Raw genomic sequence first — 25,581 nt, forward strand, 5'->3', positions numbered from 1 at the left:
CGACCGCGGGGCCGAGAAGGGACGGGACGACATGGGTGAGTTCGTGCGGCTGGAGGTGGCCGACGGGGTCGGGACCATCCGCCTCGACCGGCCGAAGATGAACGCGATCAGCCTGCAGGTGCAGGCCGAGCTGCGCGAGGTCGCGGCCGAGGCGTCCGAGCGCGACGACGTCCGGGCGGTCGTCGTCCACGGCGGCGAGCGGGTCTTCGCGGCCGGCAACGACGTCAAGGAGATGGCCGACCTGTCCTACACCGACATGGTCCGGCTCGGGGCCGGCGTGCAGTCGGCCGTGACCGCGGTGGCGCGGATCCCCAAGCCGGTCGTCGCGGCCGTCACCGGCTACGCGCTCGGCGGCGGCTGCGAGCTCGCGCTCGCCGCCGACTACCGCATCGCCGCCGACGACGCGACGTTCGGCCAGCCCGAGGTCCTGCTCGGCATCATCCCCGGCGCCGGCGGCACCCAGCGGCTCGCGCGCCTGATCGGTCCGAGCAAGGCCAAGGACCTCATCTTCACCGGCCGGTTCGTCCCGGCCGACGAGGCGCTCGCCCTGGGCCTGGTCGACCGGCTCGTCCCCGCCGCCGAGGTCTACGACGCCGCCGTGGCCTGGGCCGGGCAGTTCACCCGCGCCGCGGCGTACGCCCTGCGCGCGGCCAAGGAGAGCATCGACCGCGGCCTCGAGACCGACCTCGAGACGGGCCTGGAGATCGAGCGCCTGCAGTTCGCGTCGGTGTTCGCGACCGAGGACCGTACGACCGGTATGCGATCGTTCATCGCCAACGGCCCAGGCAGGGCCGAGTTCGAGGGGCGCTGATCACCATGACCGACGACGACACCAAGACCACGAAGACCACGAAGACCACCAAGTCCGCGAAGACCGCGAAGCCCGAGGCGGGCGAGGGGGGGCGTGGCTCGTCGTTCGACGCCGCCAAGGCGCGCACCCTGATCGCCCGGCTGCTCTGGGCGGTGTGCTCGCTCTTCGCGCTGATCCTCGCGCTGGCGGCGCTGCTCATCGCGCTCGACGCCAACGCCGACAACGACCTGGTCCGGTGGATCATCGCCCGGGCCGACAACGTCGACCTCGGGTTCTTCGACCTCGGCAACCCGATCAAGGACTTCGACGACAAGAAGGGGGAGATCGACGACGTCAAGACGGCGCTGTTCAACTACGGCATCGCGGCCATCATCTGGCTCGTCCTCGGCAAGTTCCTCGACAAGGTCGTCCGTCCCTGAGCCCACCTCGGCGGGTTGGATCGTTCACATCCGACCCGCCGACGTGATGTCGGGCACGTCGCCCGCCTGGGACGGCGGACGGGTGGTCCCGCGGAGGTGACGCGGCGGTAACCTCGGCCTCGTCGCATCCTCCGGGCCGGTCCGGCCCACCGATCGCATCAGGAGGGGCCCGCAGGGGCCACACCACCATGAACATTGTCGTCTGTGTGAAGTACGTTCCCGACGCCACCGCCGACCGGCGGTTCGAGTCGGACAACACCGTGGACCGCGTGGGCGTCGACGGGCTCCTCTCCGAGCTCGACGAGTACGCCGTCGAGCAGGCTCTCCAGATCAAGGAGAAGTCCGACGGCGACGTCACGGTCACCGCGCTGTGCGTCGGCCCCGACAAGGCGGTCGACGCCGTCCGCAAGGCGCTGCAGATGGGCGTCGACCAGGGCGTGCACGTCAGCGACGAGGCGATCGCGGGCTCCGACTACATCGCCACGTCGCTGGTGCTGGCCAAGGCCGTGGAGAAGATCGCCGAGGGCATCGGCGGCACCCCCGACCTGGTGATGTGCGGCATGTCGTCGACCGACGCCGCCGGTGCCGTCATCCCGGCCATGCTCGCCGAGCGGCTCGACCTGCCCCAGGTGACCCTCGCCTCGGTCGTCGAGACCCAGGGCGACCAGGTCCGGGTCAAGCGCGACGGCGACACCGCCACCGAGGTCATCGGCGGCACCATGCCGCTCGTGCTCTCGGTCACCGACCAGACCGGCGAGGCGCGCTACCCGTCGTTCAAGGGCATCATGGCGGCCAAGAAGAAGCCCCTGGAGACCTACTCGCTGGGCGACCTGGGCGTCGACGCCGGCGAGGTCGGCCTGTCCGTCGCGTGGAGCGAGGTCCAGGACACCACCGAGCGCCCCCCGCGCTCGGCCGGCGAGATCGTCAAGGACGAGGACGGGTCCGGCGCCTCCGCGCTGACCGAGTACCTCGTGTCCAAGAAGTTCATCTGAGCGGCTGAGCCGGGTCAAGAAGGAAGAGAGCACACCACATGTCTGAGGTCCTGGTTGTCGTCGACCACGTCGACGGCGCAGTCCGCAAGCCCACCTACGAGCTCCTGACGCTCGCCCGCCGGCTGGGCGAGCCCGCCGCCGTGTTCTTCGGTCCGAAGGACCAGGGCGCGGCAGCCGCCGAGCTGCTCGGCAAGCACGGCGCCGACAAGGTCTACGTCGTCGACGACGCCGACATCAAGGGCTACCTGGTGGCCCCCAAGGCCGAGGCGCTCCAGCAGCTGGTCGAGCAGACGTCGCCGGCCGGCGTCCTGTTCGTCTCCGGCTTCGAGGGCAAGGAGGTCGCCGCCCGCCTGGCCATCAAGATCGGCGCCGGCCTGATCACCGACGCCGTCGACGTCGAGGACGGCGGCGTGACCACGCAGAGCGTGTTCGCCGGCAACTTCACCGTCAAGGCCAAGGTCACCCACGGCGTCCCGCTGATCACGGTCAAGCCCAACTCGGCGCCGGTCGAGGAGGTCGGCTCCGCCGGCACCGTCGAGGAGTTCACCGCGACCATCTCCGAGAAGGCCAAGAAGGCGCAGATCGTGGCCTCCCAGCCGCGCAAGGCCTCGGGTCGCCCCGAGCTCACCGAGGCCGCCGCGGTGGTCGCCGGTGGTCGTGGCACCGGTGGCGACTTCTCCGCCGTGGAGGGACTCGCCGACGCGCTCGGCGCCGCGGTCGGCGCCTCCCGCGCTGCGGTCGACTCCGGCTGGGTGCCCCACAGCTACCAGGTCGGCCAGACCGGCAAGACCGTCTCGCCGCAGCTCTACATCGCCGGCGGCATCTCGGGTGCGATCCAGCACCGTGCCGGCATGCAGACGTCGAAGACGATCATCGCGGTCAACAAGGACGAGGAGGCGCCGATCTTCGAGCTCGTCGACCTCGGCGTCGTCGGCGACCTGCACAAGGTGCTCCCCGCCGCCACCGAGCAGATCGAGCAGCGCAAGGGCTGAGCCTGCGCCTGTCCGAGGTCCGACGGCCCCGTCACCCGCGCTGCGGGTGACGGGGTCGTCGTCGTCGGGGCGGCGGCTCAGCGACCGGGCAGCCGCGGGCGGATCTCCGGCCCCGGGAAGCGCCCGCCGGAGAACGCCTGGACGGCGTTGAGGATCGTGAGCTCCTCGGGCTCCATGCCGGCGAGGGGCACGAGCACCCCGAGGGTCGGCGGCAGCCCGGCGGCCCGCTGGACCGACGCGCTGCGTGGGAGTCGTCGTCGCGCCTCGACCGCGCGCGCGTCCTCGATGACCAGGTGTCGCTCCACGCCGCTGATGACCGAGAGCTGGTCGATCTCGGCCCACGTCCAGGCGCGGTGGGTGCCGGCCCGCAGCACCTGGATGCCCAACGGCTCCACCCGCAGCTCGTAGAGCTGGGTGCGGCGCAGCCGCGCCAGCAGCGCCAGCGCGCCGACGAGGACCAGGGAGCCGAACCCGACGAACATCGCGGGGTCGAACAGGTCGTCGACGACCAGCAGCCGCACGAGGTTGACGAGCACGGTGCCCGCGGCCACGAGCGCGAACAGGGCGACGGCGATCTGCGCCGGGGTCACGTGGCGGGACGAGGTCCGGGAGACGAGCGGACCGGGCGGGGGACCAGGATGCGTCACGCGCCCGAGGGTACGACGTGCCGCCCCTACGGTGGGCGGATGAGCACCACCGTCACCGGTCCCACTGCCGTCCCCACCGCCGGCACCGACCCCACAGCCCTCGTCCGCGACCTCGCCGGGCGCGCCCGGGCGGCGTCGTACGACCTGGCCCTGGCGACCCGCGGTGCCAAGGACGCGGCGCTGCACGCGATGGCCGACGCGCTGCTCGACCGCTGCCCGGAGGTCCTGGTCGCCAACGCCGACGACGTCGCCCGCGCCGAGGACGGCGGCACCCCGCCCGGCGCCGTCGACCGGCTGCGGCTGACCGACGACCGGGTCGCCGGCATGGCCCAGGGGCTCCGCGACGTCGCCGGGCTGCCCGACCCGGTGGGCGAGGTCGTCCGCGGCAGCACCCTGGCCAACGGGCTCGAGCTGCGCCAGGTGCGGGTGCCGTTCGGCGTGGTCGGGATGGTCTACGAGGCCCGGCCGAACGTGACCGCCGACGCCGCCGGGATCTGCCTGAAGTCCGGCAACGCGGTGCTGCTGCGGGGGAGCAGCAGCGCGGCGGCGTCCAACGCGGCGATCGTGGCGGTGCTGCGCGAGGCGCTGGTCTCCTCGGGGCTGCCGGCCGACGCCGTCCAGCTGGTGCCGGCGGAGTCGCGCGAGACGGTCACGGCGCTGATGCGCGCCCGCGGGCTCGTCGACGTGCTGATCCCCCGCGGGGGAGCGGGCCTGATCGCCTCGGTGGTCGACGGGTCGACGGTGCCGGTGATCGAGACCGGCGTCGGCAACTGCCACGTCTACGTCGACGCCAGCGCCGACCCCGACCAGGCCCTGTCGATCGTGCTGAACGCCAAGACCCACCGCACCAGCGTCTGCAACGCCGCCGAGTCGCTGCTGGTGCACGCCGACCTCGCCGAGACCCTGCTGCCGCGGCTGGTCGCCGCGCTCCAGGACGCCGGCGTCACCGTCCACGGTGACGAGACGGTCGCCGGGCTGCCCGGGGTCGTGCCGGCCACCGACGATGACCACGCGCGGGAGTACCTCTCGCTCGACATCTCCGCCGCCGTGGTGCCCGACCTGGCCGCCGCCGTCGCCCACATCCGGAGGTTCTCCAGCGGGCACACCGAGGCCATCCTCACCCGCGACCAGGCCGCCGCCCGCCGGTTCGTCGCCGCCGTCGACAGCGCCGCCGTCCTGGTCAACGCCAGCACCCGCTTCACCGACGGCGGTGAGCTCGGCTTCGGCGCCGAGATCGGCATCAGCACCCAGAAGCTGCACGCCCGCGGTCCGATGGGTCTGCCCGAGATGACCTCGACGAAGTACGTCCTCACGGGTGACGGACAGGTGCGCCGGTAGGGTTCCGGCCGTGCCAGCCCAGCCTCGTGCCACCCACGCCGACCCGGCGGTCGAGCGGCTGTGGACCGGGGCCACCGTCATCACCTTCGTCCGCACGATCGCGTCGTTCGCGCTGTGCCTGGTCGGGCTGGAGCAGGAGGAGCTGTCCTGGCTGGTCGCCGGGCTCGCCGTCTACTGGGTCGGTGACATGGCCGACGGCGCCTACGCCCGCCTGCGCGACTGCGAGACCCGCATCGGCGGCGTCATCGACATGCTGTGCGACCGGCTCAACTGCGCCGCGTTCTACCTGTGCTTCGCCGCGCTCGAGCACGAGATGATCCTGCCGGTCGCGGTCTACCTCTTCGAGTTCCTGGTCATCGACTTCTTCCTCTCGCTGGCGTTCCTGGCGTGGCCCATCCGCAGCCCCAACTACTTCCACGAGGTCGACCAACGGATCTACGACTGGAACTGGTCCAAGCCGGCGAAGGCCGTGAACTCCTCCCTGTTCGCGGTGCTGCTCCTCGTCACCGGGTGGTGGTGGCTCGGGCTGCTCATCGCGATCGCGCTCGTCGTCCTCAAGTGCGTCTCGCTGCGCTGGCTGCTGCAGCTGGGGATCCCCGTGCCGAGCAGGACCGGGTAGGCCCGGGTGATCGTCCTCGTCTGGCCGGCGATGTTCCTGCTCAGCATTGCCTCGGCCCTCCTGCCGTTCCTGCCGTTCGAGGCCGCCGGCGTCGCGCTCTACAGCCGGGCGCCCCAAGGTCCCGTGACCGCGGTGGTCCTGGGACTGCTGGCGGGCGCCGGGGCCACCGTCGGCAAGCTGGTCTGGTACCACCTGGCCCAGCGCGGCGTGGAGTCCCGCTGGGTGCAGCGCAAGCTGTCGTCGCCCAAGGTGCGCGCCGGCTACGAGCGCTGGACGGTCAAGTGCGAGGGCCGACCCGTGTACGCCGGCGCCGTGATGCTGGTGGCCGCGTCCGTGGGGGTGCCGCCGCTGCTGGTGATGGCGGCCGTCGCGGGCATCGTGCACATGCCGATGCGCGTCTTCCTGCCCACCGTCTTCGCCGGTCGCAGCGTCCGGTTCGTGCTGCTCTTCCTGGGCGCCGACGTCTTCCTGCCCGGCTTCCTGCACTGAGGCGTCCGACCGGTAGGCTGACGACCATGTCGCTGAGCACCGCCTCCGCCCTCCTGACGGCCGCCGCCGAGACCGAGGCGCACTCCGATCCCGCGGTCCACCCCTACGTGGTCGGCGCGATCGCTCTCGGCATCCTGCTCGCCCTCCTCGTCGGTCTGGTGGTCTTCGGCGGAGGACGCGAGCACTCCTAGGACCTCCGGTGACCACCACGGGCACCGTCGCGCGGCGACGGATCGGCGTCATGGGCGGCACGTTCGACCCGATCCACCACGGCCACCTGGTCGCGGCGTCGGAGGCCCAGTCGTGGTTCGACCTCGACGAGGTCGTCTTCGTGCCGACGGGCCGGCCCTGGCAGAAGACCGACCGGGTCGTCTCGCCGCCCGAGCACCGCTACCTGATGACGGTGGTGGCGACCGCCGCCAACCCGCGGTTCCGGGTCTCGCGGGTCGACATCGACCGCGACGGGCCGACGTACACGATCGACACGCTGCAGGACCTCGCCACGACGCTGCCCGACGCCGACCTGTTCTTCATCACCGGTGCCGACGCGCTCAGCGACATCTTCAGCTGGCGCGACGCCGACCGACTCTTCGAGCTGGCCCACTTCGTCGGCTGCACCCGGCCCGGCGCCGACCTGTCCGCCACGACCGTCGAGGCCATCCCGCACGACCGGGTCACCCTCCTCGAGGTGCCGGCCCTGTCCATCAGCTCCACCGACTGCCGCGACCGGCAGCGGGCCGGCCGCCCCGTCTGGTACCTCGTGCCCGACGGTGTGGTGCAGTACATCCAGAAGCACCGCCTCTACTCGGAAGACTGAGCCACCCACACATGACCGCCACCGACCACGCCATCGAGCTCGTCCACGCCGCCGCGCGTGCCGCCAGCGACAAGCTGGCGCAGCAGATCATCGCCTTCGACGTCAGCGAGCAGCTCGCCATCACCGACGCCTTCGTGCTCGCCTCGGCGACCAACGACCGGCAGGTCAAGTCGATCGTCGACGAGGTCGAGGACAAGCTCCGCGAGATCGGCGCCAAGCCGATCCGGCGCGAGGGCGAGCGCGACGGACGCTGGGTGCTCATCGACTACGGCGAGATCGTGGTGCACGTCCAGCACGAGGAGGAGCGCCAGTTCTACGCCCTCGAGCGGCTCTGGCGCGACTGCCCGACCATCAAGCTCCCCGCCGACGTCGTCTCCCACGAGCGGTGACGCGGTGACCCGCACGCTCGTCCTGCTGCGCCACGGCCGGACGGCGTGGAACCACTCCGGCCGCATCCAGGGCCAGCAGGACGTCGCTCTCGACGACGTCGGTCTCGGCCAGGCCGCGCGGACGGCGCCCGTGCTCGCCGCGCTCGAGCCGGCGCTGCTGTGGAGCTCCGACCTGGCCCGCACCCGGATGACCGTCGCCCCGCTGGCCGCGGCCAGCGGCCTCGACGTGACCTACGACGCCCGCCTGCGCGAGTTCGGGTTCGGCGCCTACGAGGGCCTGGAGCGCTCCGACCTGGAGGCCCGCGACCCCGACAGCCACCACGCCCTCGCGCGCGGCGACTACGACCGGGTGACCCACGCCGAGCCGACCGTCGAGGTGCGCAAGCGGATGACCGAGGCGCTCGACGCGCTCGTCGACCGGCTCGAGGCCGGACAGACCGCGATCGCGGTCAGCCACGGCGCCGCCATCCGGGTCGCCGTCGGCGCGCTGCTCGGCTGGCCCGACGAGCAGTTCCACTCCCTTCGGGGGCTCCACAACTGCGGCTGGGTGGTCCTCGAGCAGCACCCGCGCGACGGCGTCCTGCGGCTCTCGGCGTACAACCGCACCGTGGGGTAGACCCGATTTCACATCGCCGACATGCGTTGGCTAATGTATGACCGGTTCGCGGGGGTGTGGCGCAGCTGGTAGCGCACCTGCATGGCATGCAGGGGGTCAGGGGTTCGAGTCCCCTCACCTCCACCCGAACACGAAGGCCCGGTCCGACAGGACCGGGCCTTCGTCGTAGCCTGTGCCCGTGCGCGCGGCGGCAGCGGGTCTGGTGGCGGGTCTGGTCGCGGTCCTGGCCTGCGCCGCCTGCGGTCCCGCGGTCAACGACCCGCGCGGCGCCGCCGAGGACCCGACGGGCCCCGCCACCCCCGAGGCGGTCGCGGCGGAGGTACAGCCGCGCTCCGACCGGGTGGTGCTGGGCTCCGACGAGCACACGATCGCGATCCGTGGTGGGCTCGCCGTCGTCGGCCTGGACGACGACCGCGACGGCGGCACCCTCCTCGACCTGAGCGCCGAGGGGCTCTCCTACGGCGACCTGCTGGTGCTGACCGGGTCACAGTGGGGTCCGTTCGAGGTGACGACCCGTGTGCACCCCGCGGAGCCACCGGTGGGCGAGCGCTGGGAGGACGTGGTCGAGGTCAGCGTCGACGTCGCCGACGAGGTCGTCGTCACCGAGCTGGTCAACAACGATCCCACCGCCACGTTCATCGCCGCGCCCGGCGAGTACCGCCTCCGCGTGTCGGCCCTCGGGCGTCTGTCCGAGCACCAGCACGAGAAGGAGAAGGGGTTCGACGAGTCCTACACGATCCCGGTCGAGCACTACCTGGTGGAGGCATGGCCGGCCGCGCCGGCCCCGCCCGAGGTCGTCCGCGAGACCAGCCGGTGGGCTGCCGAGGTGCGCGCCGGCCCGGCGCCCGAGCCGGTCATCGAGGGCGCCGAGGCCGGCCTGGCCGGGGCCGCGGCGATCGGCCGGGACGCCGACGGGTCGCCCGGGGCCCGGGACCTGTCGGGCGAGCGGGGCGAGATCACGGAGAGCCGCACCATCGCCGCGTCGGCCGAGGACGTCGCCGACCACCTGCGGTTCGGTCCGACACTGTCGAGCCACACCCCGAGCTGGGACTTCATGGCCGGCCCGGACTTCGAGCAGCTCGGCGAGCCGACGTACTCCGGGTCGCACGAGGGCCATCCCGACCAGCTCAGTGGCGCGACCGGCATGATCCGGACCGTCACCACCGAGGAGGTGCCGCGGCGCCGCGTGCAGGAGTGGGCGTGGCTGGTGCCACCGCCGGGGGTCACCGGGGCCACTCCGGAGGAGTCCGACGTCCTCGCCGACACCACCGTCACCACGACCTACGAGCCCGCGTCCGGCGGCGGCACGACGATGACGGTCCGCCACAGCGGGGTGCCGGTGGAGTGGGCCGAGGACATCCTGGCGTGGTGGCGCTACCAGCTCGCCTTCGTGGAGCACCTCGCGACCACGGCGTGAGGCGCTCAGCCCTGCGGGGTCGAGCCGCCTGCGGTCTCGTAGCTCCAGACCTCGCTGTGGGTCGAGACCGGTCGCGGGGCGTCGCCGCCGGCGCGCTCGGCCGCGGAGCGGTGGCCCTCGGCGAAGCCGGGCGAGCTGACCCAGGCCTGGAACGACTCCTCGTCGCGCCACCGGGTGATCACCAGCCACTGCTCGCGCTCGTCGGTGGGACGCAGCAGCTCGAACCCCTCGAAGCCGTCGGCGCCGTCGACGGCCCCGGCCCGGGCGGCGAACCGGTGGGCGAGCTCGTCGCCGGAACCGGCGGGGACGGTGATGGCGTTGATCTTGATCGTGGTCACCCGGCCAGCCTGCCAGAGGGGAGCGGTCCCGCTAGGGCGCGACCGCCAGCTCGCGCCAGTCGACCTCGGCGGTGCGCTGCTGGTACTCCGCCACCTTGCCGGGCCAGTTGGTGGTGATGCGGGGGCCGTCGACGTACCAGCTGTCGCAGCCGTTCCACGCCGAGGCCCGCAGCCGCTCCTGCATCTCGCGGTCGTAGGCCGCGGCCACCTCGGGCCGCACCTCGACGCGGCGGGTGCCGGCGCCCAGGCGCGAGACCGTCTCGGCGACGTAGCCGGCCTGCGCCTCCATCATCGCGATGATCGAGCTGCCCCCGAGGTTGGTGTTGGGCCCGTAGATGGTGAAGAAGTTGGGGAACCCGGGCACGGTGAGGCCCAGGTGGGCGTGGGCCCCGTCGCGCCACACGTCGTGCAGGTCGGCGCCGCCGGACCCGATCACCTCGACGCCGGCGAGGAACCCCGTCGCGGCGAACCCGGTGCCCCAGATGATCACGTCGGCCTCGTGCAGCGTCCCGTCATCGGTGCGGACGCCGCGCGGCTCGACGGCGGTGACGGCGTGGGTGACCACGTCGACGTGCTCGCGGGCCAGCGCCGGGTACCAGTCGTTGGAGAACAGGATGCGCTTGCAGCCGATCTCGTGGTCGGGCACCAGCGCGGCCCGCAGCGTCGCGTCGGGCACCTGGCGGCGCAGGTGCGCCCGCCACGCCGCGCGCACGGTCGCCAGGAACGCCCCCGACCACCGCACCTGCCCACCGAGGGCGGCGTTGAGCTTCTCGCTCGCCCAGAACACCGTGCGCCGCTCGGCCTGCAGCAGCGCCGGCCAGCGCGCGAACGCCCGGTGGTGGTGGGGCCGGTACTCCTGGTCCGGCTTGGGCACGACGTACGGCGCGGAGCGCTGGAACACGGTCATCGCGCCCACCTGGTCGACGATGCCGGGGACGAGCTGGATGGCGCTCGCCCCGGTGCCGACCACCGCGACCCGCGCGCCGGCGAGGTCGACGTCGTGGCGCCACCGGGCCGAGTGGAACGCGGGCCCCGCGAACGTCTCGAGGCCGGGGATCGCCGGGACCACGGGGTTGGAGAGCTGGCCCAGCGCGGCGACCACGACGTCGGCGTCGTACGTCGTGCCGTCGGCGCAGCTGACCTGCCAGGACGTCGCGGTCTCGTCCCAGGCGCAGGAGGTGACCTCCTTGCCCGTGACGACGAGGTCGGTGAGCCCCTCGCGCTCGGCGGCACCGCGCAGGTAGGCCAGGATCTCCGGCTGCCGGGAGTAGCGCCGGCCCCAGGCCGGGTTGACCGCCCACGACCAGGAGTAGAGGGGCGACGGCACGTCGCAGGCGGCACCCGGGTAGGTGTTGTCGCGCCAGACCCCGCCGATCTCGTCGGCGCGCTCGAGCACGGTGATGTCGGTGACGCCGCGCCGGCGCAGCGCGCGGGCCGCCCCCAGCCCGCCGAACCCGGCACCGACCACGACGACCCGGGGGCTGCTCTCGTCCTCTGCCATGCCAGGACCGTAGGCGGCGCCGGACCCGCGTCGACAGGCTTCCGGACCAACGTGGTTGATAATTCCGGACATGCGTCTCGACCCCGCCGCCGACGACTGGTCGTTCGCCCGCGCGGTCGCGGGCGTCGTCGTCCTGGTGCGGTACGCCGGGGCGCGCGGCGTGGACGCGCGCACCTGCCTGGCCGGCACCGGCCTGCGGGTCGGCGACCTCGCCGACGCCGAGCGCGAGGTCACCGCGGCCCAGGAGCTCCGGGTGGTGCGCACCCTGCGGCGCGAGCTCGGCGAGGTGGGCCTGGCGGTGGGGGCGACGTACGCCGCGAGCACCTTTGGCGCGTTCGGCTACGCCGTGCAGTCGTCGCGGACGGTGCTGGAGGCGATGTCGACCGCCGCGCGGTTCATCGACCTCAGCTTCGCCTTCGCGCTCCCGCGCGCCGAGGTGACCGGCGACCGGGTGGTGGTCGAGCTCGGCGGCGCCGACCTGCCGCGCGACGTGCGGAGGTTCCTGCTCGAGCGCGACGGCGAGGCGATCCGGCAGGTGCTGGAGGGCCTGGTGCCCGGCGGCGTCGGTGCGCACCTGGAGGTCGGGCCGGAGGGGGCGCAGGTGGTCTTCGGCGCCGACCAGCTCGACCGGCCCCTGCCCGACCGCAGCGAGACGGCGCTGCGGGCGGCGCAGACCGTGTGCCGTGACGTCGTCGACCGGCGGCGGGCACGGACCGGCCTCGCCGCCGACGTCCGGGTGCTGGTGACGCAACGGCTGCGCGACGGCGCCCCGATGGGGGAGGTGGCGTCGTCGCTGGGGTGGACCGAGCGCACCCTGCGGCGGCGGCTCGCGGTCGAGGGCGTCGGCTACCGCGAGCTCGTCGACGAGGTGCGGTCCTCGATGGCCGCCGCCCTGACCGGGGGCCGCGCCACGCTGCCGCTCGACGAGCTCGCCGGGCGCCTCGGCTACGCCAGCGCGTCGGCGTACGTGCACGCGCGGGCGAGGTGGGGCGGCGGCTGACGCGTCGCGGTCAGACGGCGTTCACCCGTAGGTCACCCGCGCATCCCCGCCGGATCGCTCGACGTCCCTACCGTCGGCGCCATGACCTCCCAGCCCCTGACTCGCCGGCTCCTCCCGATCAGCCCCACCTCCGAGGGCACCGGCGCCCACGGCCGCTCGTCGCGCGACCCGATGACCTGCCTGTTCCGTTGCGGCAACGCCTGCGACCACCCCGAGCCCAACCGCACCGACCACGGTCACGTCCAGGACGAGATCGCCAAGGTCGTCGGCCGCCGCGGCCTGCTGCAGAGCGCGCTGCTCGGCGGCGGCGCGCTGGTCGTGGCCGGCACTGCCGGTGAGGCCGCAGCCGCGACGCCGTCCGTCTCGTCCGGGGCGGCGGGCCGGGTGGCCGGGAGCGCGCCCGCCAAGGGCGGCGACCTGACCAAGGTGTTCGGGGCGGTCCGGCCCAACAAGCGCGACGCGGTGGTCACCGCGCCCGGCTACACGCACTCGGTCGTCGCCCGCTGGGGCGACCCGGTCACGCCCGGCCCGGAGTTCGACGCGACCAAGCAGAGCGTCGAGGCGGCCAAGACCCAGTTCGGCTTCAACTGCGACTACGTCGGCCTGCTGCCGCTCGACCCCGCCAAGCCGCTGGGCGACGAGGCGCTCCTCGTGGTCAACCACGAGTACTCCACCGAGCCGGCCATGTTCCCGGCCGACACCTACAGCGACGACGAGATCAAGGGCATCTCGATGTACAACCACGGCATGTCGGTGCTCCGGGTGCGCCGCGGTGCCACGCCGGGGTCGTGGAAGCGGGTCGCGCCGAGCGCGCGCACCCCCGAGAACCGTCGCCTGCACATCACCACCGGCTTCAAGCTGACCGGTCCGGCCGCCGGCGACGAGCGCCTGCGCACCAAGGCCGACCCGTCCGGCACGTTCGTGCGCGGCACGCTGAACAACTGCGCGGGCGGCATGACGCCGTGGGGCACGGTGCTCTCCGGCGAGGAGAACTTCAACCAGTACTTCGACAAGTCCGGCGACCTCGACGCCCGCTACACCGCGGCGTACGCGCGCTACGGCGTCAGCGGCACCGGCCGCGGCTGGAACACCGTCGACCCCCGCTTCGACCTGACCACCGAGCCGCACGAGCCGCACCGCTTCGGCTGGGTCGTCGAGGTCGACCCGCACAGCCCGAACGAGGCCCCGCGCAAGCACACGATGCTGGGCCGGTTCAAGCACGAGGGTGCCAACATCCACATCGCCAAGAGCGGCCAGGCCGTGGCGTACATGGGTGACGACGAGCGCGGTGACTACCTCTACAAGTTCGTCTCGGCCGGCAAGTTCGACAGCCGCAAGACCCGCGGCGCGCGCATCAACAACAAGAAGCTGCTCACCCAGGGCACGCTGTACGTCGCCAAGCTCAGCGGCGACGGCTCGTCGGACGGCCAGTACGACGGCACCGGCCGCTGGATCAAGATGTGCACCGACACCGAGTCGTTCGTGCCCGACATGTCGGTCGCCGAGGTGCTGATCTTCACCCGCCTGGCCGCCGACAAGCTCGCGCCCACCAAGATGGACCGGCCCGAGGACGTCGAGCCCAACCCGGTCAACGGCAAGATCTACGCCGCCCTGACCAACAACTCCAACCGCGGCAGCGCCGCGATGCCGGTCGACGAGGCCAACCCCCTCGCCACCTCGATGGTCCGGTCCTCGCTCAGCGCCCCGCTCACCCCGGCGTCCGGCAACCGCAACGGCTACGTCCTGGAGATCACCGAGACCGGCAAGCACGAGCACGCCGGCCTGGCGTTCGCCTGGAACCTGATGCTCGTCTGCGGCGACCCCGAGGCCGCCGAGACCTACTTCGGCGGGTTCGACAAGTCCAAGGTCAGCCCCATCAGCTGCCCGGACAACGTGGCCTTCGACAGCGCCGGCAACCTCTGGATCTCCACCGACGGCAACGTCCTGGGCTCCAACGACGGCGTCTTCCGGGTCCCGACCTCGGGCCCCGAGCGCGGTCGGGTGCTGCAGTTCCTCACGGTGCCCCTCGGCGCCGAGGCGTGCGGCCCGCTCATCACCGACGGCGACCGGTCGCTGTTCTTCGCCGTCCAGCACCCGGGTGAGATCACCGGCTCGACGTTCGAGCAGCCGGCCTCCACGTGGCCGCACACCGACGACTTCCCGCGTCCCTCGGTCTGCGTGGCCTACCTGGACCGGTAGTCCCCTCTCGTACGCCGGCCCGCCGCCCTCCCGAGGGTGGCGGGCCGGCGTACGTCCGGGGTCGGTGTCAGGTGATGGTCATCCCGCCGTCGACGGCGAGCGTCTGGCCGGTGACGTAGCCGCCGGCGTCGGAGGCCAGGAAGACCACCGCCGCCGCCAGCTCGGCGGGGTCGCCCTTGCGGCCGGCCGGGATGCGGGGCAGCTGGGAGTCGAGGTAGCCCTCGGGGTACTGCTCGGTCATCTCGGAGACGAAGAAGCCCGGCGCGATCGCGTTGACCCGGATGCCCTTGCGGCCGGTCCACTGCTGGGCCAGGTCGCGGGTCAGCCCGATCAGGCCGGCCTTCGACGCGGCGTACGCCGCCTGGGGGAGGCCGGCGGTGGTGAGGCCGAGCACCGAGGAGATGTTGACGATGCTCGAGCCCGGCTGCATCACCCGTCCGCACGCCTGTGCCATCCAGTAGCAGCCGTGCAGGTTGACGTCGACGACGCCGCGGAACTGCTCGGGTGTCTCCCGGGTCGCGGGCACGGCGGTGCCGACGCCGGCGTTGTTGACCAGGACGTCGACACGGCCGAGCTCCTCCATCGCCCGGGCGACGAGGTGGGTGCACGAGTCGGGGTCGGAGACGTCGGTGGCGACGGTGACCGCCCGGCGTCCGGCCGCCTCCACCAGCGCCGCGGTCTCGGCGAGCCGGTCGACGCGCCGGGCCCCCAGCACCAGGTCGGCACCGGCCTCGGCGAGGCCCTGGGCGAAGGCGACGCCGAGGCCGCTGGAGGCGCCGGTGACGACGGCGACCCTGCCGTCGAGGCGGAACAGGTCGGGGACGGTGCGGGTGGCGGGCATGGTGGGATCGTAGGGGCGCTAAGGTGGTCCCGTGAGCACCCACACCCTGCTTCTCGGACAGCCGCGCTGATCACCCGTTGATCGCGCGGCCACCCCTCCACGCGAGGGGTTTTTTCATGTCCGGAGCGCAGGAGCAGACGACGAGAGCGGAACCATGAGCGAGCAGGTCACGACCGAGAGCACCGCAGCGGCGACGTACGACGTCGCCGCCGTCGAGCGCAAGTGGCAGCAGGTGTGGGCCGAGATCGAGCCCTTCCGCGCCGACGACGACTCGGCCAAGGAGAAGCGCTACGCGCTGACGATGTTCCCCTACCCCAGCGGCGACCTGCACATGGGTCACGCCGAGGTCTTCGCGCTGCACGACGTCATCGCGCGCTACTGGCGCTTCCGCGGGTTCGAGGTGCTCAACCCGATGGGCTGGGACTCCTTCGGGCTGCCGGCCGAGAACGCCGCCATCCGCAGCGGCGAGCACCCGGCGACGTACACCTACGCCAACATCGAGACCCAGGCCGCCTCGATGAAGAACTACGGGCTGGCCTTTGACTGGTCGCGGCGGCTGCACACCTCCGACCCGGAGTACTACCGCTGGACCCAGTGGCTGTTCCTGAAGTTCCGCGAGCGTGGGCTGGCCTACCGCAAGAACAGCCCGGTCAACTGGTGCCCCAACGACCAGACCGTGCTTGCCAACGAGCAGGTCGTCGACGGCGCCTGCGAGCGCTGCGGCGCGACGGTCACCAAGCGTGACCTGACCCAGTGGTACTTCAAGATCACCGACTACGCCCAGGAGCTGCTCGAGGGCCTCGACGAGCTGGCGCCCACCTGGCCCGACCGGGTGATCACCGCCCAGCGCAACTGGATCGGGCGCTCCGAGGGTGCCCACGTCGACTTCGTCGTCGCGGGCCGCGACGAGCCGCTGACGGTCTACACGACGCGGCCCGACACCCTGTTCGGGGCGACGTTCATGGTGGTCGCCGCCGACGCGGGCCTGGCCGCCGAGCTCGTCACCGACGAGCAGCGCGCGGCGTACGACGACTACGTCGAGCAGGTGCGCACCGCCTCCGACATCGAGCGGCTGGCCAGCGACCGGCCCAAGACCGGCGTCTTCCTGGGCGTCCACGCCACCAACCCCGTCACCGGCGCGCACATCCCGGTCTACGCCGCCGACTACGTGCTGGCCGACTACGGCACCGGCGCGATCATGGCCGTGCCCGGCCAGGACCAGCGCGACTGGGACTTCGCGCAGGTCTTCGACCTGCCCGTCGTCCGCACCGTGCAGCCGCCCGAGGACTTCGACGGCGACGCCTACACCGGCAACGGACCGGCCATCAACTCCGCCAACGACGAGATCTCCGTCGACGGCATGGAGATCGCCGAGGCCAAGTCGACGGTCATCGGCTGGCTGGAGTCGCAGGGCACCGGTCGCGGCACGGTCAACTACCGGCTGCGCGACTGGCTGCTGAGCCGTCAGCGCTACTGGGGCGTGCCGATCCCGGTGATCCACTGCCCGGCGTGCGGCGAGGTCGACGTACCCCTGGACCAGCTGCCCGTCGAGCTGCCCGAGCTGCGCGGCGCCGACCTGAAGCCCAAGGGCACCTCGCCGCTGGCGGCGGCCTCGGAGTGGGTCAACGTCGACTGCCCCTCGTGCGGGGGCCCCGCGACCCGCGACAGCGACACGATGGACACCTTCGTCGACTCGTCGTGGTACTTCCTGCGCTACACCTCGCCCGGCTACACCGAGGGCCCGTTCGACCCGGCGCGGGCCAACGCCTGGATGCCGGCCGACATCTACATCGGCGGTGTCGAGCACGCGGTGCTGCACCTGCTGTACGCGCGGTTCTTCACCATGGTGCTGCGCGACATGGGGCTGCTCGAGACCGGCGAGCCGTTCGCGGCCCAGCTCAACCAGGGCTTCGTGATCAACCAGGGCAAGAAGATGAGCAAGTCCCTGGGCAACGGCGTCCACCTGGGCGAGCAGCTGGACGCCTTCGGCGTCGACGCCGTCCGGCTGACGCTGATCTTCGCCGGCCCGCCCGAGGACGACATCGACTGGGCCAAGATGAGCCCCGACGGGTCGCTGCGGTTCCTGCAGCGCGCCTGGCGGCTGGCCGGCGACGTCGCCTCCGAGCCCGGTGCCGACGCCGCGGCCGGCGACGTCGCGCTGCGCCGGGTGACCCACCGCACGGTCGCCGACGCCGAGACCCTGGTCGAGAGCCACCGGTTCAACGTGGTGGTCGCCCGCACCATGGAGCTGGTCAACGCGACCCGCAAGACCATCGACTCCGGCGCCGGCGGGGCCGACCCCGCCGTCCGCGAGGCCGTCGAGGCAGTCGCGGTGCTGCTGTCGCTGGTCGCGCCGTACGTCGCGGAGGAGATGTGGGAGACGCTGGGCCACGCCCCGTCCGTCGCCCACGCCGCCTGGCCGACCGTCGACCCGGCGCTGCTGGTCGAGGAGTCGGTGACCGCGGTCGTGCAGGTCCAGGGCAAGGTGCGCGCGCGCCTGGAGGTCGCCCCCGACATCTCGGCGGCCGACCTGGAGACGGCGGCGCTGGCCGACCCCGCGGTGGTCGCGGCCGTCGGCGACCGCGCGGTCCGCAAGGTGATCGTGCGCGAGCCCAAGCTGGTCAACGTCGTCGTCTGACGGCGGCGTGACCTGGCCTAGGCTCCCCGACATGCCCGAGTCGACCGCGCGACCGGTCGCGGTCGTCACCGACTCGACCGCGAGCCTGCCCCCCGAGCTCGCGGCCGAGCACGGCATCACCGTGGTGCCGCTGCAGGTCGTCGTCGGCGCCGAGGCCCACGACGAGGGCTCGCCGGAGGCCACCCCCGAGGCGGTCGCCGCGGCGCTGCGCGACTTCCGTCCGGTCAACACCTCGCGCCCGGCGCCGGAGGTGTTCCGCGAGGTCTACGGGCGGCTGGCGGCCGAGGGGGTCGAGGAGATCGTCTCGGTGCACATCTCCGGCGACATGAGCGGCACCTTCGAGTCGGCGCAGCTCGCGGCCCGCGACGTGGGGGTCCCGGTGGTGTGCGTCGACAGCCGCCAGGTCGGGGTCGCCACCGGCTACGCCGCGCTCACCGCCGTCCGAGCGGTCGCCGACGGCGCCACCGCCGCCGAGGCCGCGGCCGCCGCGCAGGACCGGGCGGACCGCTCGGCGTCGTACTTCTACGTCGACACGCTGGAGTACCTGCGCCGCGGCGGTCGCATCGGTGCCGCGGCGGCGCTGCTGGGCGGCGCGCTGGCGGTCAAGCCGCTGCTGGCCATCGAGGACGGCGTCGTCTCGTCGCTGGAGCGGGTGCGGACCTCGAGCCGGGCGCTGGCCCGGCTCGCCGACCTCGCGGTCGAGGCCGCCGGCGACGCCGAGGTCGACGTGTGCGTGGCCCACCTGGCCAGCCCCGACCGTGCCCACCAGCTCACCGAGGCCCTGGGGGAGCGGCTCGCCGACCAGCTCGGCGGGCGCGACGTGTGGTGCGCCGAGATCGGCGCGGTGCTCGGCGCCCACGTCGGCCCGGGCATGCTCGCGGTCTGCGTCGCGCCGGTCTGAGCCTGTTCTGACCCTGTGCAGACGTCCCGGAGTCGTCCACAGGACGGGCCGCCTGGCGAGTTCTCCACAGGCCGCGCTGCGGCGTCCCGGGACCGTCGGTCGGGCTGCCTACGGTCCTCCGCATGCGCAGTCGACGACCCAGCCCCGAGCACCAGGACGCCGTGTCCCGGCGCCTCGCCCAGCTCTCCGAGCAGCTCGCCGTCGCCCGCGAGGAGGCGCCGGCGGTCGGCGACGAGTGGTGGGGCGACCACACCCGGGTCGCCCCGGCCCGGACCCCGCTGCACGTCGTCGCCCCGCCGGATCCCACGCCACCACCGACGCCGGTGCCCGAGCCGGGGAGGCACGCCGACCGCCGGTCGCTGACGGGGGTCGCCCTGGTGCCCGAGACCCTGCGCGGCCGGGTCGGCCTCGGGCCCGGACCGGTCGCGGTGGTCGCGGTGCTGGTCGCGGTCGCCCTGGCCTTCACCTGCTGGCAGGTGCTGCGTGACGACCCGGGGCCACCGGTCCCCGCCGCCGGCGCCGAGCCGCCGGTCGACCTCACGCCGGTCTCCGTCCCCGGTCCGAGCACGGCCCCGTCGTCCCCGCCGGCACCCGGGGTGTCCCCGGCCGCGGCCAGCACTGTCACGGTCGACGTCGCCGGTCGGGTGCGCCGTCCCGGCATCGTCGTGCTCGACGCCGGCTCCCGGGTCGTCGACGCCCTCGAGCGTGCCGGGGGAGCGCGGCCGTCGGTCGACCTCACCACCCTCAACCTGGCGCGCCCGCTCGTCGACGGCGAGCAGATCCTGGTCGGTGTCGGGGCCCCCGACGTGGCTCCTCCGGCGGCGGCGCCCGGCAGCACGGCGACGCCGACCTCGCCCGCGGTGCTGGTCGACCTCAACCTCGCCGACCAGGCAGCGCTCGAGTCGCTGCCGGAGGTCGGCCCGGTGACGGCCGCCGCGATCGTCGCCTGGCGCGACGAGCACGGCGGCTTCACCGCCGTGACCGAGCTGCTGGAGGTCGACGGCATCGGCGAGGCCACCCTCGCGACGCTGACGCCGCTGGTGACGGTGTGAGGGGATGCCGCGTGTCGCCGATGAGCCCCACCTCGGTGCGGCGCCCGCCTCCCGCGCCGCCGACCTGCGGATGCCGCTGCTCGCGGTCGCCGCCTGGACCGGTGGACTGGCCGCGCTCCACCTCCCCGCCGTGGTGGCGGTGCCCGGCCTGCTCGCCGCCGCTGCGGTGCTGGCGCTGGCGGCCCGGCGGCGCGCGGGCGGCCCGGCGGCGGTCCTCGCGGCCGCCCTCGTCGCCTTCGGGGTGCTGGTCTCGGCGCTGGTGCGCACCGAGGCGGTGACCGACAGCCCGGTCGCCGACCTGGCGCGGCAGGGTGCCGCCGTCGAGGTGGTCGGCGTGCTGGTCGCCGACCCGCGCCCGGTCGAGAGCCCCTTCGGTGACCAGGTGGCCGTCCGGGTCGAGGTGCGCGAGGTGGTGGGTCGTGGCTGGCGGCACCGGGTCGCCGTGCCCGTGGTGGTGCTCGGCGACGGCGCGTGGCAGCACGAGCCGCTCGGGGCGCGGGTACGCACCACCGGTCGGCTGGTGGTGGCCGACGACGGGGGTGAGGTCGCCGGGCTGCTCACCGGTGCGAGCGACCCGGTCCGGCTCCGCGAGCCCGACGTCTGGTGGCGCGGCGCGAGCGTCGTCCGGGCCTCGATCCGCGACGCGGTCGCGCACCGCCCGGCCGACCAGCGCGCGCTCGTGCCCGCGCTCGTCGACGGCGACGACGCCGCCCTCTCCGCCGACCTCGAGGCCGACTTCCGGGCGACCGGGCTGACCCACCTCACCGCGGTCTCGGGCACCAACCTCACGCTCGTGGTCGGGTTCCTGCTCGTCGTCGCGCGGTGGTGCGGGGTGCGCGGCCGCTGGCTCGCCCTGGTCGCGGTGGTGGGCATCGTGGGGTTCGTGCTGCTCGCCCGCACCGAGCCGAGCGTGCTGCGGGCCGCGGCCATGGGCACCGTCGGGCTGGTCGCGCTGGGCACCAACGGACGCCGCCGCGCGACCCGGGGCCTCGGGGTGGCGGTCGTGGTCCTGCTGCTGGTGCAGCCGGGCCTGGCGGGGTCGCCGGGGTTCGTGCTGTCGGTGCTGGCGACGGCGGGCATCGTGCTGCTGGCTCCCGGCTGGCGCGACGCCCTCGCCCGGTGGCTGCCACGCTGGCTGGCCGAGGCGGTGGCGGTGCCGGCCGCCGCCCAGGTGGCGTGCACGCCCGTGGTCGCGGCGCTGTCCGGGCAGGTCAGCCTGGTCGCGGTCGTCGCCAACCTGCTGGTCGCACCCGCGGTCGGCCCGGCGACGGTGCTCGGGCTCGGCGGTGGGTTGGTCGGGCTGGTCTCCGACCCCGCCGGTCGCCTCCTCGGCACCGGCGCCGGCTGGTGCGTGGGCTGGATCGCCGCCGTCGCCCGCACCGGCGCCGACCTGCCGCTCGCCACCCTGGGGTGGGGGACCGACGCGTGGTCGCTCGCCCTGCTGACCGCGTGCTGCCTCGGGCTCGCGGTGGTGACGCCGGCCGTGCTGCGCACGCCGGCGCGGGCGGTGCCGCTGGCGGTCGCGGTCGTCGTCGTGGTCGTGGTCCCGCTCCCGACCCCCGGCTGGCCGGCCGAGGGCTGGGTGGTGGCGATGTGCGACGTCGGCCAGGGCGATGCCCTGGTCCTGCGGGCCGGGCCCGGCGTCGGGGTCGTGGTCGACGCCGGGCCCGACGCGACCGCCGTCGACCGGTGCCTCGACCGCCTCGACGTCGAGCAGGTGCCCCTGGTCGTGCTCACCCACTTCCACGCCGACCACGTCGACGGGTTCGCGGGCGTGCTCGACGGGCGGCAGGTCGGCGAGGTGTGGACGACGTCGGTGCTCGACCCGCCGGACGGCGTCGACGACGTGCTGGCGGCCGCGACCGGCCACGGGCTGGTGCCCACCCTCCCCGCGGCGGGGTCCCGCCGCTACGGCGACGTGACCCTGCAGGCGGTGTGGCCGCGGCCGCAGGCGCCGGCTCCGGGACCCGGCGACGGCAGCACCGCCAACGACGCGAGCGTCGTGCTCGTGGCCGAGGTGGCCGGCGTCCGGGTGCTGCTCACCGGTGACGTCGAGCCGCCGGCGCAGGCCGCGCTCGCCGCCGACGTCGCCGGGCTCGACGTCGACGTGCTCAAGGTGCCCCACCACGGCAGCCGCCACCAGGACCTGCCCTGGCTGCTGTCCCTGGGCGCGGAGGTGGCCCTGGTCTCGGTCGGCGCCGACAACGACTACGGCCACCCGGCGCCCGACCTGGTGGCCGCGCTCACCGACGCCGGCACCGAGGTGGTGCGCACCGACGAGCGCGGGGACGTGCTCGTGGTCGCCGACGGCACCGGCGGCGGCGGCCTGCGGGTCCGCTCCCGTGGGACGTGAGTGGGACCTGACGGGCGTGTCGGCGGCGTGTGCCAGGGTGGCGGCATGCGAGCGGTGGACGTGCTGGGCCGGGTCACGCTGGTCACCGGCAAGGAGGAGTTCCTCAACCACCGCACGGTCCAGGCGGCCCGTGAGGTGGTGCTCGCCCACGACCCCGAGGCCGAGGTCGCCGACGCCCCGGCCAACGAGCTGAGCTCGGCGACCCTGGGCGAGCTGACGGCGCCGTCGCTGTTCTCCGCCACCCGGTTCGTGGTGGTCCGGGCGATGGAGAACCTCACCGAGGACGCCGCCCCCGGCCTGCTCGCCTACGCCGCCGCGCCGGTCGACGACGTCGCCCTGGTCCTGGTCCACGGCGGCGGCGCGAAGGGCTCGGGCCACCTCACCAAGCTGCGCAAGCTGGGGACCGTCGTCGAGCACAAGTCCGAGGAGCCCAAGCCCTCGGAGTACCCCGGCTTCGTCACCTCCGAGGTGCGCCGCCACGGGGCCACGATCGACAACGACGCCGCCAGGGCCCTCGTCGAGGCCGTCGGCAACGACCTGCGGTCGCTGTCGGCTGCGGCCCACCAGCTGACCAACGACTTCCCCGGCGAGCGGCTCACCGCCGACAAGGTCGCCCGCTACTTCGGCGGCCGGGCCGAGGCCAAGTCGTTCGTGGTCGCCGACCACGCCTTCGCCGGACGCCGCGAGCAGGCGCTCGAGGAGCTGCGCTGGGCGCTCGACAACGGCACCGCGTCGGTGCTGATCACCTCGGCCTTCGCCGGCAGCGCCCGCGGGCTGGCCCGCTACAAGGGCGCGGCCCGGGGGCTGCGCGACAACGACCTCGCCCGCGAGGTCGGCGTCCCGCCCTGGAAGCTCAAGCAGATCCGCGGCCAGTCGCACGACTGGTCCGAGCAGGGCCTCGCCCGCGCCATCCGCGCCATCGCCCAGGCCGACGCCGACGTCAAGGGCGCCTCCGGCGACGCGGCCTACGCCCTGGAGCGGCTGGTGCTCACGGTCGCCGCCCTGCGGGACTGACGACCCGCTCCGCCCGCTGCAGGTTGCGGACGAGCTCCTCGCGGCTCTGGCCGTCGACGTGGTGGCGCCACATCGGGGTGCCGGGGGCGCTGCGCCACGACTCGCTGAGCGGGCTGTTGTCGACCGCGTCGAACCCGAGGTCGTCGTAGTAGCGGGTGACGAGCTCGACGGCCTCGGGGAAGTCGCTCGAGACCACCAGCGCCTTCCGGTCGGGTGCGCCGGCCGGTCGGGCGAGCCGGACGATCGCCGGCAGCGCGTCGTCGGGGACCCGGAGCGGGGAGCGCTCGTGGAACTGGACGTGGGAGAACGCCTTGACGACCCGCGAGTCCGGCAGCTGCTCCTGGCGCAGCTCGTGGATCGTCGTCAGCCCCGCGTCGACGTCGGGCAGGTGCCCGTCGCGCCAGACCATGTAGTTGTTGTTGTCGATCACCACCTTGCCGGCCAGCTCCGCCACCGGCAGCCGGTCGGTGGGGGCGTACGGGAACGCGACGACCGCGAGGTCGGCCGCGGCCGCCGCGTCGGCCGCCGTCGCGGCCCGCGCCCGCGGGCCCAGCGCCTCGACCAGGCGCGCCAGCGTCCCGGGTCCCCGCGAGTTGGCGATCACCACGTCGTAGCCGGCCGCGACCGACACGCGGGCGAGCGTGCTCCCCGCCTGGCCGGCGCCCAGGATGCCGATGGTCGTCATCTGCGGTCCTCCTCGTCGTCCACGTGGGTGAGCGTAGGTCGGACGGCGGCCCGCTCAGGAGGCCCTGTCAGACCCCCGGGTGGGCGTCTGGACGCGCGAAAACGACGACGACCCGCCGTCCTGGAGGACGACGGGCCGAAGGGGTGCGACTCAGAGCGAGGCGGCCTTCTTGGAGATGGCCGACTTGCGGTTCGCAGCCTGGTTCTTGTGGATGACGCCCTTGGAGGCGGCCTTGTCGAGCGCCTTGTTGGCCTCGCGACCGAGCGTGATCGCCTGGTCCTTGTCGCCGGACTCGGCGGCCTCACGGAACTTGCGGATCGCGGTCTTCAGACCGGTCTTGACCGCCTTGTTGCGCTCGTGGCGCTTCTCGTTCTGCTTGTTGCGCTTGATCTGGCTCTTGATGTTCGCCACGGGTGCGTTCGCCTCTTCGTGCTCGATGGACTGGTCGGTGAGTCTGGGTTGCGGTGGCGCGCAGGCGCAGCCGGACACGCGAGGGACAAAGTTACCAGTGGGGCCGGTGACGGTGAAATCGTCATCCGATCCCTAGCCGCCGCGCGGCGGCGGCCAGGAACCGTGCCGACTCCTGGCGCCGGAACGCGGCGAGCGCGGGCAGTCCGACGTCGACCGCGGTGTGGGCGCGGTAGGCCAGGAACACCCCTACGCCCACCAGCGAGGAGGTGACGACGTCGTCGCCGGCACGGACCAGCGCGGGGGAGCCGGCGAGGGAGGCGTCGAACCACGGCTGGTCGACGCGCTCGACCCGGGCGAGCATCGGGTCGAGCCAGTCGGGTCCGACCCCGCAGGCGCCCCAGTCGAGGAACACCAGCTCGCCCGAGGGCCGCTGGAGCAGGTTGTCGTTGCGGATGTCGTGGTGCACCAGCCGGTCCATCGGCTCGGCCGCCAGGACGGCGACGCGCTCGCGCAGCTCGTCGGCGCGCTCGACCACCCACGCCGGCACCAGGTCGGCCGGCAGCTCCGCCGCGTGGTCGAGCCCGACCTGCCACCCCTCGAAGACGGCGCGCAGGTCGGTCAGGCCGGGTCGGTAGAGGGGGTGACCCTCGCCCGGCGGCGGGACGGGCGGCTCCGGCACGCGCTCGCGCAGCACCCGGCCCAGCTCGTCGGTCGCCCCGACCAGCAGGTCCATCGTCGCGTCGTCGGTGAGGTCGGGGTGGGTGCCCTCGACGTCCTCGAGCAGCAGCGCCACCCACGCCCCGTCGTCGTACGACGCCAGCAGGTCGGCCCACAGCGGGTGCGAGCCGATCAGCCCCAGGGCCAGCACCTCGCGCCGGTGCAGCGCGGGGGAGTCGGGGTTGAGCTCCGCGCCCACCGCCTTGACGAACGCGCGGGTCCCGTCGGTGCACACCAGCCGGGTCACGCACCCGGGAGACATCCCGCCGGTCTGCTCGACGGTCGAGACGACGGGGGAGCCCAGCACGTCGTCGACCCACGCGCGCACCGCGGCAGGGACGGCGGCGTAGGCCAGGTGGGTGCCCGCGGCACGGGGAGCGGCCAC

The 25,581-nt window shown here is 73.7% G+C and carries 26 protein-coding genes and 1 tRNA gene; 20 read left to right on the plus strand and 7 right to left on the minus strand.

The features are described 5' to 3' along the window. Positions 1-31 precede the first annotated feature (31 nt). The 4 genes from AC4MBH_RS20925 (at position 32) to AC4MBH_RS20940 (ending at position 3,214) form a co-directional block, all read left to right on the plus strand. A complete protein-coding gene (locus tag AC4MBH_RS20925) occupies positions 32-811 on the plus strand; it encodes an enoyl-CoA hydratase/isomerase family protein (RefSeq protein ID WP_491797339.1) in 780 nt (259 codons plus the stop codon). 5 nt (positions 812-816) lie between these two features. After that, complete coding sequence (locus tag AC4MBH_RS20930; RefSeq protein ID WP_491797340.1) at positions 817-1,230, plus strand: hypothetical protein; 414 nt, start codon at positions 817-819, stop codon at positions 1,228-1,230. Positions 1,231-1,418: 188 nt separating this feature from the next. Continuing rightward, a complete protein-coding gene (locus AC4MBH_RS20935) occupies positions 1,419-2,222 on the plus strand; it encodes an electron transfer flavoprotein subunit beta/FixA family protein (protein ID WP_491797341.1) in 804 nt (267 codons plus the stop codon). 38 nt (positions 2,223-2,260) lie between these two features. Beyond that, on the plus strand, positions 2,261-3,214 hold the full coding sequence (locus AC4MBH_RS20940; RefSeq protein ID WP_491797342.1) for an electron transfer flavoprotein subunit alpha/FixB family protein: 954 nt from the start codon (positions 2,261-2,263) through the stop codon (positions 3,212-3,214). Positions 3,215-3,291: 77 nt separating this feature from the next. On the opposite strand, the gene AC4MBH_RS20945 is transcribed toward AC4MBH_RS20940, so the two are convergent. Beyond that, on the minus strand, positions 3,292-3,861 hold the full coding sequence (locus tag AC4MBH_RS20945) for a hypothetical protein (RefSeq protein WP_491797343.1): 570 nt from the start codon (positions 3,859-3,861) through the stop codon (positions 3,292-3,294). A gap of 39 nt (positions 3,862-3,900) precedes the next feature. Between AC4MBH_RS20945 and AC4MBH_RS20950 the strand changes: the two genes are divergently transcribed. The 9 genes from AC4MBH_RS20950 to AC4MBH_RS20990 all read left to right on the plus strand — a co-directional run bounded on the left by AC4MBH_RS20950 (position 3,901) and on the right by AC4MBH_RS20990 (position 9,546). Next, a complete protein-coding gene (locus AC4MBH_RS20950) occupies positions 3,901-5,199 on the plus strand; it encodes a glutamate-5-semialdehyde dehydrogenase (RefSeq protein ID WP_491797344.1) in 1,299 nt (432 codons plus the stop codon). 10 nt (positions 5,200-5,209) lie between these two features. After that, positions 5,210-5,818 (plus strand): CDP-alcohol phosphatidyltransferase family protein, encoded by a 609-nt coding sequence (locus tag AC4MBH_RS20955; protein WP_491797345.1) that lies wholly within the window; start codon positions 5,210-5,212, stop codon positions 5,816-5,818. A 6-nt stretch (positions 5,819-5,824) separates the two neighbouring features. Continuing rightward, positions 5,825-6,307 carry a VTT domain-containing protein gene (locus AC4MBH_RS20960; protein WP_491797346.1) on the plus strand — a complete coding sequence of 161 codons (483 nt, stop codon included), beginning with the start codon at positions 5,825-5,827 and terminating at the stop codon, positions 6,305-6,307. Positions 6,308-6,333: 26 nt separating this feature from the next. After that, positions 6,334-6,498, plus strand: a complete 165-nt coding sequence (locus tag AC4MBH_RS20965; protein WP_491797347.1) for a hypothetical protein — start codon at positions 6,334-6,336, stop codon at positions 6,496-6,498. Positions 6,499-6,506: 8 nt separating this feature from the next. Next, complete coding sequence (nadD, locus tag AC4MBH_RS20970) at positions 6,507-7,124, plus strand: nicotinate-nucleotide adenylyltransferase (RefSeq protein WP_491797348.1); 618 nt, start codon at positions 6,507-6,509, stop codon at positions 7,122-7,124. A gap of 11 nt (positions 7,125-7,135) precedes the next feature. After that, positions 7,136-7,513 carry a ribosome silencing factor gene (gene rsfS / locus AC4MBH_RS20975; RefSeq protein WP_491797349.1) on the plus strand — a complete coding sequence of 126 codons (378 nt, stop codon included), beginning with the start codon at positions 7,136-7,138 and terminating at the stop codon, positions 7,511-7,513. 4 nt (positions 7,514-7,517) lie between these two features. After that, positions 7,518-8,129 carry a histidine phosphatase family protein gene (locus AC4MBH_RS20980; RefSeq protein ID WP_491797350.1) on the plus strand — a complete coding sequence of 204 codons (612 nt, stop codon included), beginning with the start codon at positions 7,518-7,520 and terminating at the stop codon, positions 8,127-8,129. 50 nt (positions 8,130-8,179) lie between these two features. Continuing rightward, positions 8,180-8,252 (plus strand) — tRNA-Ala (locus AC4MBH_RS20985). Between the two features lie 55 nt (positions 8,253-8,307). Further along, on the plus strand, positions 8,308-9,546 hold the full coding sequence (locus AC4MBH_RS20990; RefSeq protein WP_491797351.1) for an SRPBCC family protein: 1,239 nt from the start codon (positions 8,308-8,310) through the stop codon (positions 9,544-9,546). Between the two features lie 5 nt (positions 9,547-9,551). Here the strand turns inward: AC4MBH_RS20990 and AC4MBH_RS20995 are convergent, their stop codons facing one another. Together AC4MBH_RS20995 and AC4MBH_RS21000 are read right to left on the minus strand one after the other, a co-directional pair. After that, entirely contained in the window at positions 9,552-9,884 is a 333-nt protein-coding gene (locus AC4MBH_RS20995) for an antibiotic biosynthesis monooxygenase family protein (protein ID WP_491797352.1), read from the minus strand. A 31-nt stretch (positions 9,885-9,915) separates the two neighbouring features. After that, on the minus strand, positions 9,916-11,385 hold the full coding sequence (locus AC4MBH_RS21000) for a flavin-containing monooxygenase (RefSeq protein WP_491797353.1): 1,470 nt from the start codon (positions 11,383-11,385) through the stop codon (positions 9,916-9,918). Between the two features lie 70 nt (positions 11,386-11,455). Here AC4MBH_RS21000 and AC4MBH_RS21005 point away from each other — a divergent pair, with 70 nt between their 5' ends. Further along, positions 11,456-12,385, plus strand: coding sequence for an AraC family transcriptional regulator ligand-binding domain-containing protein (locus AC4MBH_RS21005; RefSeq protein ID WP_491797354.1), 930 nt, complete (start codon positions 11,456-11,458; stop codon positions 12,383-12,385). 81 nt (positions 12,386-12,466) lie between these two features. Continuing rightward, on the plus strand, positions 12,467-14,584 hold the full coding sequence (locus tag AC4MBH_RS21010; protein ID WP_491797355.1) for a PhoX family protein: 2,118 nt from the start codon (positions 12,467-12,469) through the stop codon (positions 14,582-14,584). A gap of 67 nt (positions 14,585-14,651) precedes the next feature. Here the strand turns inward: AC4MBH_RS21010 and AC4MBH_RS21015 are convergent, their stop codons facing one another. Further along, a complete protein-coding gene (locus tag AC4MBH_RS21015) occupies positions 14,652-15,425 on the minus strand; it encodes an SDR family NAD(P)-dependent oxidoreductase (RefSeq protein ID WP_491797356.1) in 774 nt (257 codons plus the stop codon). A 154-nt stretch (positions 15,426-15,579) separates the two neighbouring features. Here AC4MBH_RS21015 and leuS point away from each other — a divergent pair, with 154 nt between their 5' ends. The 5 genes from leuS (at position 15,580) to holA (ending at position 23,383) form a co-directional block, all read left to right on the plus strand. Next, a complete protein-coding gene (gene leuS / locus AC4MBH_RS21020; protein WP_491797357.1) occupies positions 15,580-18,063 on the plus strand; it encodes a leucine--tRNA ligase in 2,484 nt (827 codons plus the stop codon). A 31-nt stretch (positions 18,064-18,094) separates the two neighbouring features. Next, a complete protein-coding gene (locus AC4MBH_RS21025) occupies positions 18,095-18,964 on the plus strand; it encodes a DegV family protein (protein ID WP_491797358.1) in 870 nt (289 codons plus the stop codon). Between the two features lie 122 nt (positions 18,965-19,086). Beyond that, complete coding sequence (locus tag AC4MBH_RS21030; RefSeq protein ID WP_491797359.1) at positions 19,087-20,016, plus strand: ComEA family DNA-binding protein; 930 nt, start codon at positions 19,087-19,089, stop codon at positions 20,014-20,016. 4 nt (positions 20,017-20,020) lie between these two features. Further along, positions 20,021-22,369: a ComEC/Rec2 family competence protein gene (locus tag AC4MBH_RS21035; protein ID WP_491797360.1), complete on the plus strand. Its 2,349-nt coding sequence runs from the start codon at positions 20,021-20,023 to the stop codon at positions 22,367-22,369. A 45-nt stretch (positions 22,370-22,414) separates the two neighbouring features. After that, positions 22,415-23,383: a DNA polymerase III subunit delta gene (gene holA / locus AC4MBH_RS21040; RefSeq protein ID WP_491797361.1), complete on the plus strand. Its 969-nt coding sequence runs from the start codon at positions 22,415-22,417 to the stop codon at positions 23,381-23,383. Here the strand turns inward: holA and AC4MBH_RS21045 are convergent. From AC4MBH_RS21045 to AC4MBH_RS21055, 3 genes are all read right to left on the minus strand, one after another. Then, positions 23,358-24,068, minus strand: coding sequence for an NADPH-dependent F420 reductase (locus tag AC4MBH_RS21045; protein ID WP_491797362.1), 711 nt, complete (start codon positions 24,066-24,068; stop codon positions 23,358-23,360). The genes holA and AC4MBH_RS21045 overlap by 26 nt on opposite strands. Before the next feature lie 150 nt (positions 24,069-24,218). Further along, on the minus strand, positions 24,219-24,479 hold the full coding sequence (gene rpsT, locus AC4MBH_RS21050) for a 30S ribosomal protein S20 (RefSeq protein WP_491797363.1): 261 nt from the start codon (positions 24,477-24,479) through the stop codon (positions 24,219-24,221). A 121-nt stretch (positions 24,480-24,600) separates the two neighbouring features. Then, positions 24,601-25,581, minus strand: coding sequence for a hypothetical protein (locus AC4MBH_RS21055; RefSeq protein ID WP_491797364.1), 981 nt, complete (start codon positions 25,579-25,581; stop codon positions 24,601-24,603).

The organism is Nocardioides sp. WJ219 (assembly GCF_058559815.1).